This is a genomic window from Ahrensia sp. R2A130, assembly GCF_000179775.1.
Classification (GTDB): Bacteria; Pseudomonadota; Alphaproteobacteria; order Rhizobiales; family Rhizobiaceae; genus Pseudahrensia.
Genome location: NZ_AEEB01000022.1, coordinates 395,696 through 417,874, shown reverse-complemented (window position 1 = coordinate 417,874; position 22,179 = coordinate 395,696). Strand labels below are relative to the sequence as shown.

The 22,179-nt window shown below is 55.7% G+C and carries 1 protein-coding gene; it reads right to left on the bottom strand.

Annotation, left to right across the window (positions count from 1 at the left end; genetic code table 11):
• Positions 1-60: 60 nt before the first annotated feature.
• A complete protein-coding gene (locus R2A130_RS18560) occupies positions 61-22,062 on the bottom strand; it encodes a tandem-95 repeat protein (RefSeq protein ID WP_009758714.1) in 22,002 nt (7,333 codons plus the stop codon).
• Positions 22,063-22,179: the final 117 nt, after the last annotated feature.

Here is a 22,179-nt window from a genome sequence, read left to right as displayed (position 1 = left end):
GCTGCCGCTTCCCCAAAATCGCGGTACCGGCCTGCAGACCAAAACCCCATGTCATGCCAATCAGAAGAACGAGAACTGGTTCTCGTCGAGCGCAGCCAATTGTGTGCCGCGAAGGAAGAGCTCATCCCCACCACCGAAGTCGAAAAGAACGCCTCCGCCTGACTGTGAGCCATATGAAAGCAGCTGTGCGAAACTGTCTATGCCATCGATCGAAATAGCGATCTGATCGCCAGCGATAAGGCTAGAATTCGTGCTGCGTGTGGTCTTGAAGTCATATATCGTGTCGCGACCGCTGCCCTCACCAAAGACGAACGTGTCGACACCACGCCCGCCGAACAAAACATCTGCTCCGGCACCACCAGTGATCGTATCACGACCGCGACCACCAAATATGATATCGCGCCCCTCATCACCGTTGATCGTGTCGCCACCACGGCCACCGAACAGAAGGTCGTTGCCGCTACCACCGTTCAAAACGTCTGCCCCGCGCCCGCCGAACAAAACGTCCGCTCCAGCACCGCCTGACAAATAGTCCGCACCGCGACCACCGAAGAAGACATCGCTACCGTTGCCACCGATTTCGACGTCATCATAGGGATTATCGACTTCGATCTGAACCAGACCGTCCACTTCCGTAGTGCCATCGCTCACCGTATACGTGAATGCATCCACACCCTCGAAATCGATACCAGGCGTGTACGTGATCTGATCGCCGTCTAACACGACGTCGGCATTTTCACTGGCGTTCACCGCCGTGATGGTGAGCGCATCACCGTCCGCGTCCGTGTCGTTTGCGAGCAGGTCGGAAACATCGATGACACTGGTTCCGGGTGCCGTGGTCTGGAAACTATCGACACCGGCCACCGGAGCAGCGTTGCCTTCACCGAAGACGAGGGCGAAGGAACCCTGCGTTTCGAACTCTCCATCTGAGGCACGCAACACGAGGTCGAGTGTACCAACGGCACTGCGTGGCGCGGTGCCAGAATAGGCTTCACCATCGAAGGTCAGCCACGCAGGCAACGGGCTGCCATCAGCCAAGGTCGACGCATAGGCCAGTTGATCTCCATCAGGATCGACAAATGCATCGGTCGGGACAGCTATTGAGAACGGGCTTCCAGTCATGAGCGGGTCGCCTGCAGCATCGGCAGTAACGTCTGATAGCCCACCAGCAAGCACGGGCGCGTCATTGATCGGTCGGATCGTCAGCATGAAGTCGTCAGAGATCGAAGCCGAGCCGTCGGAGATGAAGATACGCAGCGCTATATCACCCGAGAAATCGGAAGGCGGCGTGCCGGTGAGTGAGAATGTATCAGCATCGAAGCTGACCCAGCCAGGCAGGTCCCCGCCATCGTCGGCGCGCACGTCGTAGGTCAGCGCATCACCATCGATATCGCTGGCGAGATCAGCCTGAAGTGCAATGCTAAACGGCGTATCTTCGTCTGCGAAACGGTCCGAGTATGGTGCAGCCAATATGGGCAGATCGTTGACATGTTCGATCACGAGATCGAAGGTTCGCACGGTGGTTTCAACACCGTCAGATGCAGCGATTTGCAAATTCAATATGCCCGCGAAATTGACTGGCGGCGTGCCAGTAAAGCGCAGAGCAGTATCGTCGAACGAAAGCCAATCGGGAAGATCGGCACCACCGGCGCGGGTGGCGGTGACAGCCAAGCTATCGCCATCCGGATCGGATATTGCGTCAGCAGGCAAGGCCACCGAAATCGGCTCGTCTTCATTCGACCGCAGCGCGGTGATGGCTTCGATAACCGGGGCCTGATTTGCGCTTTCGACATCCAAAGTCAGCTGAGCCGCAGACGTCAACGAGCCGTCAGACAGGACGTATTCGACGACAAGTTCGCCAGAGAGACGTGGAGCCCGTTCGATGATGAGTTGATCACCATCGATGGTGACAGTCACGCCCTCGGGTGCAGTCACCGAGACGATTGTAAGTGCATCGCCATCCACATCGGTATCATTGGCAACCAGCTGCGTGAAATCGATGGTGCGGATGACATCCGTGTCCATATCGATGCGGTCATCCGTTGCGACTGGCGCATCGTTGATGGCCGACAAAGTGATCGTGACCGGATGAATGGTCGTCAGGTTTCCATCGCCTACGGCAAGCTCAACGACGAACGAACCATTGGCATTTAACGGCGGTGTGCCGCTGAGACGCAAATTGGCGGCATCGAACGTCAGCCAGTCAGGTAACGGCATTCCACCCTCACCCTGCATAGCGATATTCAACAGATCACCGTCCGGGTCGGAGAACATGTCGGGCAGGAACTGAGCCTCGAAAGCGGTATCTTCCGCCCCGGAGAGCTCCGTTGGGGCAGAGACGACCGGCGCGTCATTGACGCCTGCAATCGTGATCTCGACCCGAGCCGTGCTTTCGATACCGGTGGAGTCCATCAAGGTGTAATCGAAACTAGCAAGGCCTGTCTGGTTCAGCTGCGGCGTCAGGATCAACGTACCGTTAGGTCCGATCTGAACGTCTATGCCTGATGTCGCCGAAACACCGGTGAATGAGAGGGCATCACCATCGACGTCGATATCGTTGGCAAGAAGACTAGCCGTGAAGATGGTTGTGACCTCATCTTCCACCATGCTGATCATATCATCGACACCCACGGGATCATCGCTTACCGGCAATACCGTGAAAGTGACGGTGCCCGTGACCGGATTTCCCAAGCCATCTGCGATGGCATAAGTCGCGCTGATATCTCCGAAAGCGTTTTCAGGTGCCGTGATGGCCCACGTGCCGTCTCCAAGCTCCGTCGCGTCAATGCCGTCGATGATACCGAGGAAGATGATCGCATCTCCGTCCGGATCGTAATCATTGGCGGTCAGCAATGCCGGATCGAGAATGAACGTCGTGTCCTCGTCGAAGCTTATGCCTTGATCGGACACCGTAATAGGTCGGTCATCCGATGGTAGCACCGAAATTTCAACGGAACCGATGGCTTCTGCACCACCGGCATCTACGACGCGGTAGCTGAACCCGGCATTGCCGAAATGATCGGCTCGCGGCGTGAAGACGGCCTGATCGCCGACCATTTCAACGGTACCATTACGGCCGTCCAACACTTCGATAATGGTGAAGTCGTCACCATCAATATCGACATCATTGATCAGCAGGCCAGCAAGGTCGATGGAAACAGCCGTGTCTTCCAGCGTTTCAAATGGCCCATCGGTGTTCAGAACCGGGGCGTCGTTGACAGCTTCGAAATCGACCTCGATCGTGCCGGTGCTGCTCAATCGCCCATCAGTGATTTCATATGTGATGGTGCGGACACCGTTGATATCGAGATCGGGCACGATCTGTATTGTTCCGTCCGGCAATGTGAAGGCCCGCAGCTCTGCGCCCGCACCCGCAATGGAAACGAAGCTGATCGCATCTCCATCAAGATCGCTGTCATTTGCGAGAAGCTGGTCCACTGTCAAAATGAACGGCGTGTCCTCGCGCCCAACGAAAACATCGCGTCCGGCGGTCGGTGCCAAATTGGTGCTGGCGAGATCGATCACCACCTGCGCGACTGTTTCGCCATCCGCTCCATCGGATACCGTGTAGTCGAACCCTGCCTCGCCAACATAGTCTGTTGCGGGCGTGAAGGTGATGACCGCGCCGTCAAAGGAGACCGTGCCGTTAAACGCGTTGGAGACGGATGTGATCGTCAGCGTATCGCCATCAACGTCGCTGTCATTGGCCAAGAGATCGGAGACATCAATCGTCGAGATGCGGTCTTCGAACCCGTCGATCAGATCATCCATGGCAACGGGTACATCGTTCACTCCCACCACTTCGATGGTGGCGGTGCCAGTACTTGTATTGCCGGCTTCATCAAGAAGGATGTAGTCGAAACTGACGGTGCCTGAGAAACCTGCCGGTGGCGCGTAGCGAATCTGTGCGTCTGGTCCGCTACCGATCAGCTCAACCACTCCGATATCGGCGTCGCTGATCGACTGTATCTGCAGACGGTCACCGTCGAGGTCCCTGTCATTCGACACGAGTTCGGCAGCATTCCAAACGGAGATCGTGTCTTCCATGCCTTGCAGCATGTCTGCATTGGCCGTTGGGTCCTGATTTTCAGGCGTCACGTTCACGATGATAAAACCGGGCTCTTCTGCAATCCCGCCCTTCTCGTCCTCAGCAAGGTAGTGAATCGCGACGATGCCATCGAAATCATCAGGCGTGTTGATGTCGATCCGTTCGGGGCGAGTGAAGTCTGGAGCGAAGAAATCCTCGTTGACCACGAAGATCTCGTCGATCACGATTTCGGTAATGATTGAAACCTTCTGCCCGCCAAAGTTTGCTACCATACGAACAGGCACACTGCCGACGTAAGCCGCCGGTGGCTCTCCGGAGAAGGTGACGGTTTCTGCGTCGAAGGTCAGCCAGTCCGGCAACGCGTTTCCGTTTTCGAGCGTCGCTGCGATGTCGCTTGCACTGGACAGGTCCAACGCAAAGCGGTTCTGCGCGGCAAAGAAAGGGTCGCCTGCAAAGATTGCATTAATCACACCAAGATCGATAGCCGTAGGGTCGACCATGAGTTCGATGGCAAAGGTTCCTGTAGCCGTCGAAAAGGTATCGTCTGGCAATGCACTGGTGTTGCCTTCGAAGACCAACTGCACGCGCGCTATATCGGCATCTGCCTCCGGTGCGATCCCGGTTTCGACGAGCGACATCGTATCGGCATCAAAATCAAGCCAGTAGGGCAGCGGACGACCGAATGCAGAGCGAGCAGTAAAGATACCATCGGCAGTATCCAGAAGCGCAATATCGCTAGACCATGCGATGCCCTCGGCGAGCGCAGGGTCGGTCGGGTCGATGCTGAAAATTTCACTGCGGTTGGACACCTGTCCATCTGCAGCTGTGTGTAGGAAGGTCAGTTGCACGTTGATGACGTCAGTCTCGCCAGCAGGGGGCGTTCCGGTGAAAATCACCGTATCAGCATCGAAGGTCAGCCATTCGGGGAGCGGGCTTGCGCCATCCGCCAGAGTTGTGGAGACGTCGACACCGTTGCCCATGCCGGTGAAAGCGAACGATGTCGTCATCTCTTCGCGCAGAGCATAGCCTTCGGGAACAAGCGTGCCGAATTCGATGCCCGCCAGCAGTTGTGCCGCATCATCAGCAGTGAAGCTGATCGGTTGCAGGAACACGCGATCGGCATCGGGGTAGGAGATGATGACCTGCACATCAATCGATGCATCGGGCGCCAGGTCTGCGGGCATCTCGCCACTAAATGTCATCGTTTCTGCGTTGTAGGTCAGCCAATCCGGTAGATCACCATTATCGAGGGACGCGCCACGAATGACCGGCTCACCCGACAGGAACCGCAACGTCATTTCGCCAAGCACATCGACGGACGTGAAGAACAACACGTCGCCGTCCGGCTCCACATCGTTACCGAAGGCTTCGGCAGCCAGAATGAAGATGTCATCGCCTTCCGACGACGTCAGGATATCGGTGTTCAGGATCGGAGCATCGTTGCGCGGTAGCACTGTGATCGCAACGAAGCCGACATCAGACAAGCCACGACCATCGGTGATCTCGTATTCGAAACCGGCCTGCCCGTTGTAATCGGCGCGCGGCGTGAACAGGATCATCCCGTCATCTGTCAGGCTTACTTTGCCGTTTGTCGGGAAACGCTCGAATGTGACGAACTCGATGGTGTCACCATTCTCGTCCGTATCGTTGGCAATCAGGTCCGCGGGGTCGATCAGGAACGGCGTGTCTTCGATAGCAGTAAAGCTGTCATCGTTGGCGATGGGCGCATCATTGAGCGGGCGCACGCGCATGTCGAAATCGAGCGTTGCCTCAGCACCGCGGGCATCGCGCACGTCAATTTCAAATGATGCGGTGCCCAACATGCCCGGGGTGAATGAGATCACCCCGTTATCGACATCCCAATCCAGCGTTCCGTTTACCGGGCGCTTGATATCGATGATGGTGAAGTCGTCTTTCTCGATATCGTAGATGCGGTTGATGAGGTCCGACATATCGAAATCGGTGGTCGTCTCCAAACGGATCCACGGCTTGATATCGAGAATGCGTGGCGCATCATTGACCGGGTCGAAATACAGTTGCACCGCAGCTGTAGATGTTAGTCCGTCAGGGTCCGTGAGCGTATAGGTGAAGCCTGCAAAGCCAAAGAAATCTTCAAGCGTCGTGAACTCGACAAAGCCTTCACCCAACGCGACCTGACCGTTGGTCGCATTGTAGAGATCACTCGCATCAATGGTCTGGCCATCCACACCGATGAGCGGACCAAAGCCTGTTGCTACGATGCTGAGACTATCACCGTCGACGTCGATATCGTTTCCGACAAGTTCGGCAAATGTGATGCGAAGCGCTTGATCTTCATCGGAGTGGAAAATGCCGTCATCTACGCCCACAGGAGCGTCGTTGACAGGTGCCAGATTGACTTCGACTGTTGCGCTGGACTCACGTCCGAACTCGTCTCTGACCGTGTAGTCAAAGAACGCATCACCCGTCACATCGCGGTCGCCCAAAAACGTGATCGTTCCATTTTCTAACAACGTCACGGTGCAGTTGATGGCGGCGGAAACGGAGACGATGGAGAGGCCCGTAGCATCGCCATCAAGGTCATTCTGCAGCAATGTTGCAGGATGGATAACCAACAGCTCGTCTTCCACCGCCAAACGCAGAATGTCGTCTTCGGCGTTGAACCGATCGAGGCGTGTGAGCGCGTCGATACGATCACGGTCCCAGATTATGCCGTTGTTGAAGGAGATTTCCTCGATACCAGTTTCGCGACCAAGGAAGTGATCGGTCACCCGAAGCGTATCGATTAGAAGCCCGCCTTCGCGCTCGATTTCGACTAAAAGATCGTCGCCCTCGCGGATGATGGAAACGTCTTTGGGTTCAAGATCGGCGGTCAATGCGATGCGATCTACGTCAGCAGCATCACCATTTTCGATCACCAAGTCAGTGCCGCTTTCGGTGCCGAACACATAGGTATCTGAACCGGCTTTGCCGGACATCGTATCGTTACCCATGCCGCCGTCGAACGTATCTGCAGCCGTGCTGCCAGAGAGCGCGTCGTCGTAAGACGAACCAGTGACTTTCTCGATGGAGATAAGCGTGTCGCCAGCGGCTTCACCCGCTGTGCCTACACCGGTACCAAGGTCGAGTGTTACCGGAGTTTCAGAACGCGAGTAATCGGCGGTGTCGAAGCCGCCGCGTCCGTCAAGAACATCTTCGCCCAAACCGCCACGCAACATGTTATCGGTGCCATCACCGCGTAGAATGTCATTATGGTAGGAACCTTGAATGACTTCGATGCCATCGAAAGTGTCACCCGTCGCATCGCCGCCACCTGCGGCGCCGTCCGCCATATCGACGGTTACGCCTTCAGCTGACAGGGTGTAATCGGCGATGTCGATGCCTGCGCCGCCCGACAGCGTATCAGCGCCTCGACCACCGATTAGCAAGTCATCACCTGCCATGCCACGAAGCACGTCATCGCCGCGACCACCGATCAGTATGTTGGTGCCGTCGCCACCTTGCAGATCGTCGTTGAACGCACTGCCGGTGAGGTTTTCGATGCTGGTTAGCGTGTCGCCGTGTGCGTCACTGCCAGCTGCAGTGCCGTTCTGCAGAGACACGGAGACCGCTTCTGCAGATAGTTCATAAGACGCGGTATCATTGCCATCGCCGCCTGCAATGACATCGGCACCATCGCCGCCAGTTAGAACATCATCGCCCTTACCGCCGGACAGATCATCATTACCCGAACGCCCGTCCAGCGTGTCGTCGCCGTCGTTGCCAACCAGGCGTTCATCGCCTGTCGAGCCGCCGAGTGTGTCGGCATATTGTGTGCCAAGAAGAGCTTCTACATTGGTATAGACATCACCTTGCGCGTGGCCGCCTCGACCAATTCGTGACTCCAGATCAGCGTTCACGCCGGTGTTGGAATCTGCGAAATCGACGGTATCATATCCGTCGCCACCATCAATCGTATCAGCACCATCGCCACCGATGATGACGTCGTCGCCGTCACCGGCGCGGATCGTGTCGTTACCCGAGCCACCGTCGATAGTGTCGTTTCCACCAAGAGCCACCAGAAGATCATCACCGGCCAATCCAGTGATGGTCTCAGCGTCGCTCGTGCCTTCGATGAGGTCCGTGACGTCTGAACCTACCAACGTGAGATCGTATGTGGTGGCAGCGTATCCAGTAGCAAAACCGAGATCCTGAAGACCTGTCTCGTCCTCGATGAGATAGCGGACCGTGATGTCGCCGCTGAAGCCAGGTTCAGCTCGAACGATGATGAAGGTTTCATCGCCAAAGGCGACGATCTCGTAAGTGCCGTTGCTGACGGAATCGACACCAACGAACGTTAGGCCGGCCTCGACACCGTTTTCCGCATCGGAAATATCCACGTCCACATCGTTGAACACGAGTTCGGACGCGCGCAGAACGAGCGGAACGGAGAATGGTGTTGTTCCACCGTCATCATCCGTGGCCGTCGGTTGATCATCGACCGGCAAGATATTGATTTGCACTTCACCGGTATCCGTACCGTCACGATTGTCAGTCACGACATAGGTGAATACCGAAACCCGGTTGGTGTCCGCGTCCGGTGTGAACAAAAGATCGCCATTGGCTTGCTGATAGATATCGCCGTTGGTGAATTCCGGCACCAGCCACTGCCACGACACGAACTCCAACTCGTCGCGATCAATATCTGTGTCGTTGGCCAGAAGCAGTTCCAGCGGAATCGTAAACGGCACATCCTCATAGACTTCAATAACATCCGTATTGGCAACGGGCGGGCCATCGCCAACATTGTCGAACCAAAGAGAAACCTGACCCAACTGGGTCGCGCCTTCCGCATCGGCAACGAGATAGGCAAAGCTGGCTTCACCCCAAAAATCGGCATCAGGCGTGAAGATAACCGTGCCACGATCGGTAACCTCGACATCGCCTTCGATACCACTGCCGGCGCTACGGAACGTCAGCGCGAAACCTTCGGGATCAATATCGTTGGACAGCAGTTCGGAGATGGCGATTTCGAGCGGTACGTCTTCCTGACCACGATAGATCGATGGGCCGCTGGGTAAGCCGGTCAGCGGATCGACAACGTAACCGTCATTAGTGACAACGGGACCATCGTTGACAGCTTCATAGTCGAGAGAAACAGTGCCCGTGGTCGAACCGCCCTGCCCGTCATCAACTGTGTAGTCGAAGCTGGCAATCCCGTTGAAATCCTGGTTCGGCGTGAATAGGATCGTGCCATTTTCCAGCAATCGCGCTTCGCCCTGCGGGCCCGAAACAACGCCTGTGACAGTTAGCGTATCACCATCCGGATCGCTATCATTGGCGAGCAGAGTTGCCAGATCGATGACGGTTGGATTGTCTTCGCGCAGCCTTTCGCCGCTATCCATGGTGATGAGATCATCGATCACCACAGGCGCATCATTGACGGGTTCTACGGTGACTGTGACCTGGCCTTGCGCGGTCGAGCCTGCACCGTCCGACACCACATAGGTGAAGCTGGCTTCACCGAAGAAGTCGCCCCTTGGGGACACGAGGATCACACCGTCATCGGTGAGCGATACATCTAGATCGGTGGTGGGAACGACAGAAGATATGGTGAGATCATCACCGTCGATGTCGCTATCGTTCTCCAACAGATTTGCCGTATCTATAACAAGGCTGCCGCCTTCAAGAACGAGGAAACCGTTGTCATCCAAAGCGACGGGTTCATCGTTGACGCCGGTGACATCAATGAATACGCGAGCCTCAGCGCGACCGCCATCGGCGGTGTTGGCGATGTAGCTGAATGCAGCTGAGCCGTTGTAGTCTGCATCCGGCGTGAACAGAATTTCGCCATTGCTGGAGAGTGATACAGTGCCGTTAGTCGGGTTCAAAACCTGCGCCAAAACCATCCGGTCGCCGTCGGCATCGTTGGCAAGCAGGCGTTCGGTGCGAATGACGAGCACGTCATCTTCGGCCACAGTGTAGCCTGTATCATCACGCGCTTCCGCCACAGGCCGAACACGGATGTTGACGCTGGCTTCGTTCAGGCCGTTGCGACCATCCGAGAGGGTATAGGTGAATGTTGTCGCGCCGGTGAAATCACCATTGGCGGTGAAGACGATATTTCCATCAACGTCGAGTTCAGCCGTGCCATTTTCACCGCCATCAACGGCGATGATGGAAAGCGTATCGCGGTCGGGATCGAAATCATTGGCGAGAAGATCAGCCGCCAGAACAGTTGTCGCCGCACCAGAAACAGCGGAGAGATATCCGTCATCCACCGCGTTGGGCGCTTCGTTGTCCAGCAGACCAAGAATGATTGAAGGCGTCCAGATAACACCGTCCGTGAAGGTGTATTCCGCGACTGCTCCGAGCAAGCCACCGAACACTGTCAGGCTATCGCGGGGCGAGGTGGCGAAGGTGAAAACCAAAGCATCGCTACCCTGATAAAGCCGGTCGACGGACACTTCGCTGGACACGAAGTCGAGGAATTCCACGCGGTCGCTGCCGCCTGCCTCAACGGTATCGTAGATTGTATCCTGCCCACTGCCCCGGGCGAACTGGTAGAGATCGTCGCCATCACGACCCCACATGGTGTCGTCACCTGTGGTCGACAGGAACGTGTCATCGCCTGCAAATCCGTAGATTTTGTCGTCGCCCGATGTCGACGATGTCGCCATTGTTGCCGCACGCATGTCGTCTGCGGTCCACACGGTTCCGTCCGCGAAGGTGATTGTGTCTTCATTGGCTCGCGGCGTGAGCGCGCGTTCGATGATGAGACGGTCACGCTCTCCGCCGAACATAATGACGAGATCGTCGCTATCTGGCCCGCCACGCGTTACGTAGGCGATATCATCGACATTGTGATCCGGCAGTTCGATCAAGCTCGAATGCAGGCTTGACCGGTTGGGCGCGATATCGATGATGCGATCATCGCCATCGCCCGCGCGATAAATATAGGTGTCCGTGCCGTCATTACCTTGCAGCACGTCGTCGCCAACACCGCCGCGCAACACATCATCGCCAGTGGAACCGAGGATCGTATCGTTACTGTCACTGGCGGACTGCGCCAGCATGATCGCGCGAATATCATTGAGGGAAAGCGTTTCTCCGCTATCGCTCAGGACGATCTGTTCAATGCGGTTCGCGCCGTTAGAAAGGCCACCGATGATCGTGATTTCGTCGTCGAATTGGGCCAAGCGAATGATCAATTCACTACCCTCAAGACCACGGCTTGCGAAGGTCAATTCTGACAGGGCGTAGCCTGCGATTTCCAAGCGATCGGTGGAGCCCGAAGCATCTTCGATGCTGTCGAGGCCATCGCCACGGGAATAGAAATAAGTGTCGTCGCCTTCGCCGCCGAGCAGACTGTCATTGCCACCTAGCCCGGTAAGATCATCGTCACCCGTTGTTCCGATCAGCAGGTCATCATTGCCGGTGCCGATATTGCGCCCGATCAGCGTTGCAAAGTCGCTGCGCTGCCAGACCGTGCCATCGTCGAATACAATTGCTTCGATGCCGCGTGTGTCATCACTATCCAATGAGTTGCGCACTGTGACGCGACCGCCGTCGATGCCATCGGTGATGGTGGGTGCGATAATGACGTTCAGATCAGCCCCGCCGCCAGTAGAACGGCCATCGTCGAAACCAATGCGAAGCGAAACGTCAGAAGGATCAATGCCGACGAGTTTTAGAGTATCGACAGCGCCATCGGTGGAAACGTCCGAAATGATATCGGAGCTGTCACCGCGCGCGTAAGTGTAGGTGTCGGCACCATCGCCGCCCAAAAGGGTATCGTCACCAAGTCCACCAGCCAGCGTATCACCGGTTGCAAAGCCGGTTATTCGATCATCGAAAACCGACGCCTGTTGGGCGATCAGACGGGCTGAAATTGCGTCACTGTCGATGATGGTGCCGTCTTCGAGTTCGATGCTTTCGATAGCGGTTCCCAACGGGTCGCCAAGAAGGATGACGGTCCCGCCATCGCTACCAGCACTGGTTGCTGCAATCGTGACGATAAGGCCACGCGACGCCTGTTCGAAAAACAAATCGCCTTCTGTGACACCGGCAAGGCGGAGGCGATCAACGCCGCCGATGTCGGAAATTTCATCATGACCGTCACCACGCGACCAGACGTAGGTGTCGTTTCCTTCGCCACCGAAGAGCAGATCGCTTCCGCCATCGCCGGAAATCTCATCGTCGCCAGCCGTACCGGTGATTGTGTCAGCGCCCTGCGTTGCATCATCGCGGATAGATTGTGCGATGGCGGTGGCGAGACCTATCTCTTCACCATCGGAAAAACGGAAAATCTCGATCTGTCCACGGGTGCCGATCAGTGCATCAGAGATAGTGATGGAGCCCGCAATTATACCCCGTGCGGCGTCAGCTTCGATTACGACGGCGAAGCTGTCACCGCGACGTTCGAATTTTACATCGCCGATCAGAAGGTCCGCAAACTCGACAATGTCGGCACCCTGCGCACTATTGGTGCCCTCATCGAAATAGACGTCACGACCATCGCCGTTGCGGTAGATGTACATATCGTCGGTATCGACCGTGCGGACATAGTCGTCACCCGCTCCCATCTCGATAGGCAGGCCATCGGTCGGTTGGTCGAGAATTTCGTTCGGTTCTGCAAACGCGGCCGGACCCGTCCGCGCCGCAATATCGCTGCTCGACCAAATTGTGCCGTCATCAAACTCGATCTTGGTGACGCGCGCGCGCAACAGACTGCTGGTGGAGCGAACGACGATCTCGTCATCCGTTCCCACAAATGTTACGATGAAACCGAGCGGTTCGAACGGGTGCGCCGTTAGGATCACGTCATCAGGAAGGTAGCCTGACAATTCCAAAGTGTCCGACGTGAACGCGAACACGACCTTCGCTTCGATAGTATCGCGACCGTCTCCGCGCGCGAAACGAATGGTGTCCTGACCTTCCCCGGTTGAAATCGTATCGTCGCCAAATCCGCCATCGAACACCGAACTCGAAGAGCCGGAGTTGGGATCGCGCAGAGTGTTGTTTCCAACATCTCCGGTGGTCACGCTGAGCGCAGCCGTCAGATCGTCGATGGAAAGTGCGCCATCATCCGCAATCAAGAAGGGACGGGTAGTATCTCGGTCCGCACCTGAGAAAGTGTACTGCGCCGGGCGCTCGATCACGACTTCATCAGCCGTGCCTGCAAAGCGAATAAGAATGTCGCGGGTGGTGTCGGGAACGCTTGAAATCAAGAGTTCGGACAGATCGTAACCGCGAAGCTCAACGCGGCTTTGGGGCACAGTAGCTTCGATAACGATGTCGCGACCTGCGCCACGCTCGATGACGATGGTGTCGGCGTCATTGTAGCCGGGCTGGAAAACGTCGTTGCCGTTGGTCCCGGTCAAAACATCATCGCCACTTGTTCCAGTGATGATATCTGCATCACTAGCTGCATTAGTGCGGTCGTATAGGTCGATAATCTGAGCGTGGGTCCAAACCGTTCCGCCATTGAATTCAAATCGATCAATAGACCTGCTGAAACGGTTGAGACCGTTCACCAATATGATCTGATCGCCATTGCCCAAGAGCATCAACAGGTCGTTCGCGCTGCCTTCGACGCCGCGTACCTTCAGCTCGGAAACGAAATGGTCGGCGAGGACAATCTTGTCGCCATTGGTGGCCGAACGGGGATCAGTAATGATGTCGGCACCATCGCCGCGCCGGAAAATGTAGATGTCGCTGCCATCCAGACCACGCAGCACGTCGTCGCCACGGCCACCCTCGAACACATCGTTACCTAGCGTTCCGGTCAACTCATTAGCGTAGGCTGTGCCTTGACCCACAGCGGTAGAAATCAGGTCGTCGATCGCAAATTCGGTGCCGTCGCCGAATGCCACGGTTTCGATCCGACCGCGCAGCACGATCTCATCGTTTGTGCCATCGAAAGTCAGCACGATTTCTTCGTTGCTTCCGCCTACACGGGAGACCTGCATCTCTTCAGCCAGATAGCCGCGGATTTCCAATCTGTCGGTGCCGCCCACCTCTTCGCGACGATCATCGGTCAGCACATCGCGACCGTCGCCACGACGGAATATATACGTGTCATCTCCGGCACCGCCGCGTATGTCATCGTCACCGGAACCGCCTTCCAGCGTGTCAGCGCCCACGCTACCGAACACGAGGTCGGAACCGTCGGTTTGTTGCGTTTCCACAGCACGGGCGAACAGTTGCTCGGCCGTCCAGGTTTCCCCATCGGCGAAACGAATGATGGGAAGCTCGCTTGCGTCCACGGCATCCCGTAGCACCACTTCGTCTCCACTTTCAGGCACAAGGATCGTGAGATCGCCGGACGACTGTCCGTCTACGCGCACACTAACCTGGTCTGAATAAGCGTCTGCAAAAAACAGTTCGGCACCGCCTTGCACGTCTGGCAGCACCACAGTGTCGAGACCGCCCCCGCTCTTGAACGTGACCTTGGTGTCGGCACCCATGAGAACGAGATCGTTACCAAAACCGGGAGCCGCTTCCGGCGCGGCAAACGGCGATGTCAGGTCAATGATGTCAGAACCGATATTGGTTGCACCCTCGCGCGCGATCGCGATGATATCGGTAAGCGCCAACACGTCACCGGATGGGAAGGCGAACTCTTCGACCAACCCACCAGCTTCACCGAGCATGGCGCCGCCAAGCACGACGATTGTCTGCCCGCTGTTCACCAGCGTCATCATCAGATCGCCATCGACTTCGCGGAAACTGATCTGGTCGCGGGTAACACCGGTACCAAATTCTATGCGGTCGATCCCACCTGTTTCGCGGATAACAGCGTTACCCTGACCGAAGCCGAAGGTGTACGTGTCGTCGCCCAAGCCGCCTTCCAACGAGTCCGATCCGGCACCGCCTTCGATCCGGTCGTCACGACCGTCAAAGCCCACGATGCGTTGGCTGGTTTCATCGCCGATCAACAGATCATCGCGGATTTGGTCCAGCGTTAGAACCGAACCGTCTGCGAATTCAAAATGCTCAACCGTCGTTGCACCCAGACCATCCACGATGGTCAACACATCGGTGCCATTGCCGATATCGATCAACAGGTCGTTATCGTTGCGGCGCAGGATGAGGCCATCGGCGTTCACCGACTGCCCGAAGACAATTCTATCGATCACGCCAGCCGCATCTGCGCGCTCTTCTATAGTGTCGAAATCAGAACCGATGCCAAAGGCATAGGTGTCAGCAGCTAGTCCACCGATCAGCAGATCATCGCCTTGGCCGCCGTCGAAAGAGTTGGGCTGGTTTTCAAGACCGGTGATTATGTTGTCACCACGGTTGCCCGCTTCAATCTGCAGAAGTTCTTCAATGTCTCTGCGATCAAGGAAACCATCACCGACGAATTCAAAACGCTCGATGCCGTTAATCTCGTCGGCGAACTGGTTGCGGATGCGCAGAATATCCGTGCGTTGCTCCACCGTGATGACGAGGTCATCACCACTGCGTGTGAATACGACATTGTCGCGAGTGATCTCATCACCGAATTGAACCACATCATCGGTGGGAACATCCGTACCGCGCCGGTCTTCCCAGCCCGAGCGTTCCTGCACATCAATGATGAGATCTTCACCGTAACCGACATCGAATCTATAGATGTCGCCGCCGTCCCGCCCGATCAGCGTGTCGTTGCCGGCACGTCCGTCCAGCACTTCGGAGAAATTCGACCCGGTGATCGTTTCGTCAGCTGCGGTGCCAACAAGGTCGATATCTTCCGGATTGAAATTGGAAAACAGAAGTGTCGCGTCACTGAACTCAAAGCGTTCAACAGCGTGTGTTTGCTGTTCTGCACGCACATACTGATCGCGAATGGTGATACTTTCACCAGTGTCGCGAACCGTGATGATAAGATCGAGATCGGTGCGGGTGAAGTCGACATCGGAGGCCGAAATGCCGTCGAAGACAAGCGTGTCTTCACCGGCCTTTTCAGTGCTCAGCGGTCCCTTGTCATAGGTGTCTTCATAGATCGTGTCGTGACCGCTGCCGCGCGAGAACAGATAGGTATCATTACCACCGTGCCCTTCCAGCGTATCGTTGCCGAGGCCGCCTTCGATGACATCATCAGAACGGAAACCGTAGATTGAATCGTCGCCATCTGTACGTTCGGCATCGATGAACTTCTGCAACAAATCGAGATAGGACCACTCGACATCATTGTCGAAGGTGATGGTTTCGATGACATTGACGAAGCCGATGAACTCGAAGTTCAAAAGGAAGTCGACCAGCGTGACCGCATCTTCCGTACCCACGATGGTGATGGTTAGCGTGTCTGTATCGCCATCGCGACTGAATTCGAGGTCAGTCCAATCAATTCCACCACGGAATTCCAGAGTGTCGGGCGTGTTGCCAAACAGTTTGCTGGCCGTGTCATTGTCTTCGATGACATCGTGCCCGTAGCCGCGCTCAAAGACGTAGGTGTCAGAACCGAAGAAGCCGGTGAGATAATCGTTGCCAGCGCCGCCATCAAGCACGTTGTCATTGACCATGCCGTAGATGGCATCGTCACCATCAGTTCGGGCGTTTTCCAGTACCCGATCAGCAATTTCGGTGAACTCCAGCGATGTGCCATCGCCGAATATAAAGCGCTCGATGAGTGCCGGAGAAACGTAGGTAACGCCTAGGCCAGGCGAGACTTGCTCCCAAGCCTGCAGATTAAGTTCGATGCCACCCAACTGCCCTACAACCTTGATCGTATCGCTGGTCTCGACGCCGTCCTTATCGAGCAATGTGATTAAGAGATCATCGCTTGCGCCATCGCGCACGAGCTTGAGGTCGCTAGAAGAAATGTCACCAACGAACTGGATGAAGTCGATACCAGCTTCTACCGGACCAAAGGAGAAGTTGCCGCGATCATTAACGACATCCTGCCCGTCACCACGAGTGAAGATGTAATAATCTCCACCGGCTCCACCGGTCAGCGCATCGTTGCCCTTGCCACCAAACAGCACATCGCCTGAGCCCGAACCAACATAGGCATCATCGGTATCGCGTGGATCAGCAACTTGGATTGCCATCTCGAAGCGATCCCAGATCTCGCCATCGGCGAACACGATGACGTTGACCCCGGTTTCCGCCTGCTCGCCCGACGAATAGTACTCATTCAACTCTCCCAGGAACTGGTCGATCAGCCGGATTTCTTCGCCGGTTTCAGTCACGGTGATGATCATGTCTTCGCCGTCGCGAAGGGACGTTACGTCATCGGCAGACAGTGATGAGAAGCGCAGATCGTCAAACGAACCCTGATCAAGATCGCGAATGATATCGCGGCCGAAGTCCTGGCCCACAACATAGGTGTCACTGCCGAGACCACCCGTGAACGTCTGGTCGCCTGACGAGATGTGGAACAGGTCCGTTCCATCGGTGCCAGCAACTTCGGTAGCATCCGCCAGATGTTGGCGCAGATTGCTCTCGTCTACCGCCAGCGCGTTCAGTGCTGCAGGTAGGTCGAGTTCTGTGTCTGTGGCCTCAAAGGCCGGCAGCATCATCTGTAATATGAACCGCTGGTCGATGGACACGCCCAGGCCACCGGCATTGGCGCCGCCTGCCGTTTCAAAATGTGAATAGACTTCGAAGAGAAGCTCGTTCCAGTCGGTCAGATAATCGAACGCCGCATCGTAGCCAGCTGGCATCGTTTCGAAGATCGCTTCGAACATGGGCGCAAGTTCACGGCCATCGCCACGGAAGACATCATCAGCTGCATCATACGTCACGCCACGAGCGTATTGAGACAGACCTGTCGCCAGTGCGGCGCGAACCGCGAATGAACTTTCGATAGCAAGATAGCCGTCCATCATCGTGCCCAACAGACCGATCATGGCGTCGATGCCCGACGTGTAGCCGACGTCAGACAGGCTAACGTCACCGCTGGAATTAACGGAGTAGGAAATGGCCCCCGTCACGTCATCAATCTCACCGGACAACATCGCAGGCTGGAAATCGATTCCAATCAAAGATGTGGCCAGGTGAAACTGGTTTGGAGACAGCAGTTCGACGCGGAATCGACTATCGGAGGTGGAATCCACCTCGTCCAGACGGTCGAAATCCACCTCGTAGTTGCGCAGGTTGAAATTGTTGTTCTCGCCCTTGAGAACCTGCAATTCCAATGCCCGATCAAGATTGCGCGCCCAGACGTAGAACGAACCGTCCTCGTCCGTCATCTCGACGGTGTAATCGACCACCTCACCATCAAGGAACCGCACTCCGATATTCTCAATATCGATGGCGGCAAACGGGTTGAAGCTAATCTCTTCGACGCGCCATTCCTGACCGTCGGCAGTTGCCTGAGCGGTGATGTCCGCCTTCGTCGCAGCTTCGATGATTGTACCCTGGGCGTCCAGAATCGGGGTGCCGCTCGCAAGCGTCCAGCTGCCATCAACGCCGCGAATACCATGATCGAGAACCACCGCACGCCCATCAACGATTTCGACCAAATATGGCACTTCGGTACGGTGTTGGAGATTATCCTGTCGGGAGGATGGCGAGAAAAGCTGTTCCAACTGCCAAACCGATCCGTCCGCAGTGGCTTGCGCCAGCACATCTTCCAATGTGGGTTCAGCAATAGCTACGCCGTTAGCATCGAGTATCGAAGCATCGGAGGCCAGCGTCCAATAGCCGGAGGCGTTGTTTTCGACGTAGACCGCACGATCAACCAGTTGGACCGTGTCGCTGTTGGTGCTCAATAAGACTGGCGTGAGTTCGCGGGTCTGCTCCAGCGTCACGCTCCACCGGTCAAGCACGGGGCCGATGGCTTCACGCAACGTTTTCAGATTTGGGATTGTAAGATCGGAAGAAGCGGCGCGCAGCGCGTCGGCCATATCCATGTCGTTGGATAGAGATACGGCCAGATCGGTAATCCGTCCAAAACCTTTGGCGTTGACCGGCAGATCGGCCAGCCAAGGCGCGATGCCGGTCTCGCCGAGATATTCCGTACGGATATCGTCTGTCGGGAAGATGGCTTCCAGCACTTCGTTGCGCGTGCCATCGCCATATTCGAAGCCACCCGCGCGGCGGATTTCGGTGCCCTGCGGAGTGAAACCAGTCAATTCGACCGAAGCGAGGTCGATGGTGACGATGTCGAGCTCATCCAGCGTGCTCAATTCGTCCTGATCGCCATCTTCGATGGTGCCGGATTTCCCGTCCTGATTCAGATCCTGCCAGATACGAAGATCAGCCCAGACCGCATCCGCCGCCGTGATCGCCCCATCACCATCACTGTCATAAACCGACAGCGCCTCGAAGCCACCGATGGTCTCGTCACCGAACAGTTCCTCGATCCCATCGATCCGACCATTGCCGTTCAGATCGATCGCCAGGAACCCATCATCCGCTGACAACCACCCCGTGCCTTCTCCGAACAGATCGCTATCGATATCGAAAGAAACACCGCTGGATCGAAGCGAGACGGATTCCAGACCGTCGCCATCCAAATCAAAAACGAGCGGGTCTTTGTCAGGTGACCACTTAGTAGCTTTGGCAAAACGTTTTGCTGCTTCTTCAAGAAACAGTGCGTCGTCAACAGCTGGGAGAATGTTGAACAGGCCGCCGGTACCCGGCAAAGGAGGCAACAGATTCAAAATTTCATAGAACGGATTAGCGTTCTTGAAGAACATATTGAATGTTCCCGTGCGATCGTCGCTCAAAAAATTCGCAGTTACTGGGTTCACAAAAGGGTTGAAACCAAAAACGTACCGAGGAACTGAAAAATTATCGATCGCCATCGCACCCGAACCGGTGCTCTCAATCGCGGTACCTTCGACGTCGCCGAAAGTATCCTCCGAAACGAAAAGCTTTGCGATCCCACCGAGAACACCTGATAGGGCGTTGACGACTGTCATCACACCGCTTTTTTCATCACGAACGTAGTAGATAAACGGAAACAGGTGGTCGAGAAAGATCGACTTGTCGAACGTTTCACCGCCGGCGCTCAAGCCGAGAGCACGGCTGGCTCCATTGTACAGAACAGGCAAGCTATTAGAGCCGCCCGTCAGCGGCAGACCGAAGAACTTCAAAAGGTCGTTGTGTGCCGCATCCCGAACTACGACATCCGGCCACCACCAGATTATGTCGCTGTCTCTAGACCAATCTCCAGCCGGTGTCTTCGCATACCGATCGCCATCGCGTTGCTGGGAAGGGAGGAATGGAGATGGCCCGTTCTGGCCTCGTGTCTCAGAACGGCCGTCGATTGTATCGCCATAGATCTCTGGGCGAGCGATAACGTTGCCACTCTCATCGAATACCGGACTCGTCGCATTGAATATCCAGTCATTGCCCTCGCCGCCGATGAGACGGGCAGCCTTCCCGTTACCCGCAATCAGCCAGTCATCATCAACACCTCCGTCGAGCGTCAGACGCGTGTCCGTAAACGCCTTTGGGCCATCGATAGGAACCTCCTCGCCATCAGGCAGGTCTGCGTTCCGCGTCGCTTGTGCGCGGTCGGCTTCATAAAGATATTCGCCTGCGGCCGCGAAATCCGAGTTATAAGCGAAAAGCCAGTCGTTCCCCGCACCACCACGTGCAGTTCCCAGCCCATAATGAACAAGGATGTTTCCTTGCTCATTGCCAAATAGCTCCGACGCGTCATTCCCGATAAGCCAGGCATTTTTGCCGGAACCGCCCGCAGCTATGTCAACTGTCATGGCGCTTGAGCCATCGACTGTGGCAACGGCAAAAACCGTGGCGTCAACGATCGGATTGATAACCTTCTTGACGCTCTCAGCGATGTAGCTGACCAAAGGCTGCTTCTCGATCCAGTCCAGACCGTTCAAAGTGAGCTGAATCATAGCTATGGTCGGTGCCAGTTCAGCGTTTTCGGCTTCTACTTTTACAAAATTCTCGAGCGCCTTCTTCATCGTCGGAAAGGCCGCAACCAGGCCAAATGCCACCAGTGCCATACGCGCCTGCGGAACATACTTTGCTATTCCATAGACAGCGCCTCCGAGTGGCACCACTAGAGGCAGAGCCGCCACCGCTTCGGGTGTCGACTCCACAGCCCAGTCAACGAACGACTTTTCGGGTGTATCGATTGTACTCGCGCGGTATTCGTAATGGACGGCAAAAACACTGGCTGCCAGCACCGCCAGAGACAACGCCCCATTCACTGAGACACTACCATTTTGATCGCCGAGAAAGTCTTTGACGTTTTGTCCAATGGAATTCGTATCGGCGAGCATTCGTGCATACGAAATCGGGTCGGCTTTCTCAAATAGATCTAGCGTCCCCTGAATAGCATTCGTGACCAATACTGCTTTTCCGGGCGCGTCGAGATCGGCAGAATTTTTGATCTGATCAAAATAATCCTCAATTTGGATCGGAAGATTATTTCTATCCGCAAAGAAATCCTTGTTGTTCAGATCTGATAGAATTTTGTCCCGAAGATCTCTGAATTTGTCCGAGTTGATAAACTTGCGGGCCTGATCGAGTTCTGCATCTGAGCGATCATACTGCCGCACGATTGCATCGCGCGCCAAAACGTCCGCACGTATCTTTAGTGCCTCAGGAGTGTCTTCGACCATCCATTTGAATTTACCCGCATCGTCACCGTCAGTGATTGTCGCCATACGGTCATTCGGCAAATCTTCGCCCGCAACACCCGCTCGAAATGCCGCGGTGCCGGTGTCGCCATCGACATAATTAAGCGGGTCGCCGGGCTTTTGCCTGCCTGCGATGTCGTCCATCGTAAAATTTTCAGCAGCCAACGCATTATGTTGATTGGCCCAGTCTTTACCTGCACCAGACGGCTTATGCGCGCTATTATTGTTGAAGACGAGGAGAGGTCTGCCGCCGCTATATTCAGCGATCCCTCCAACTTGGGTCGCCATCTTGAGATGAGCGTTTAGGCCTGCTTTTTCTCTTGCCATGTATTCTGTTGCGGTTGCCTCGGACAAACGTTCGGCTTCGACGTCGCTGTAGCCTTCTGCTTTCAGACGATCAAACTCAAAGCTTTCAACTTTACTCCCACGCCCTATAATCTCGCTGTCTTTTGCTTGAACGTAATTATCGTAGGCTGGGTGAGAGCCGTCATGGTTATCTACACCCATTCTGATAGCGTCAGATTTTTCCCGAACTACAAACTGACCGTTTTTTATAAATTCATTATGGATGTAACGGTAATCACCCGCATCGACTGACGCTATTCTAACGTACAGCGCTTCGGA

Coding starts and splice junctions, on each gene's coding strand:
- R2A130_RS18560 (WP_009758714.1), bottom strand. CDS start 22,062: ATGGGTGTAGATAACCATGACGGCTCTCACCCAGCCTACGATAATTAC.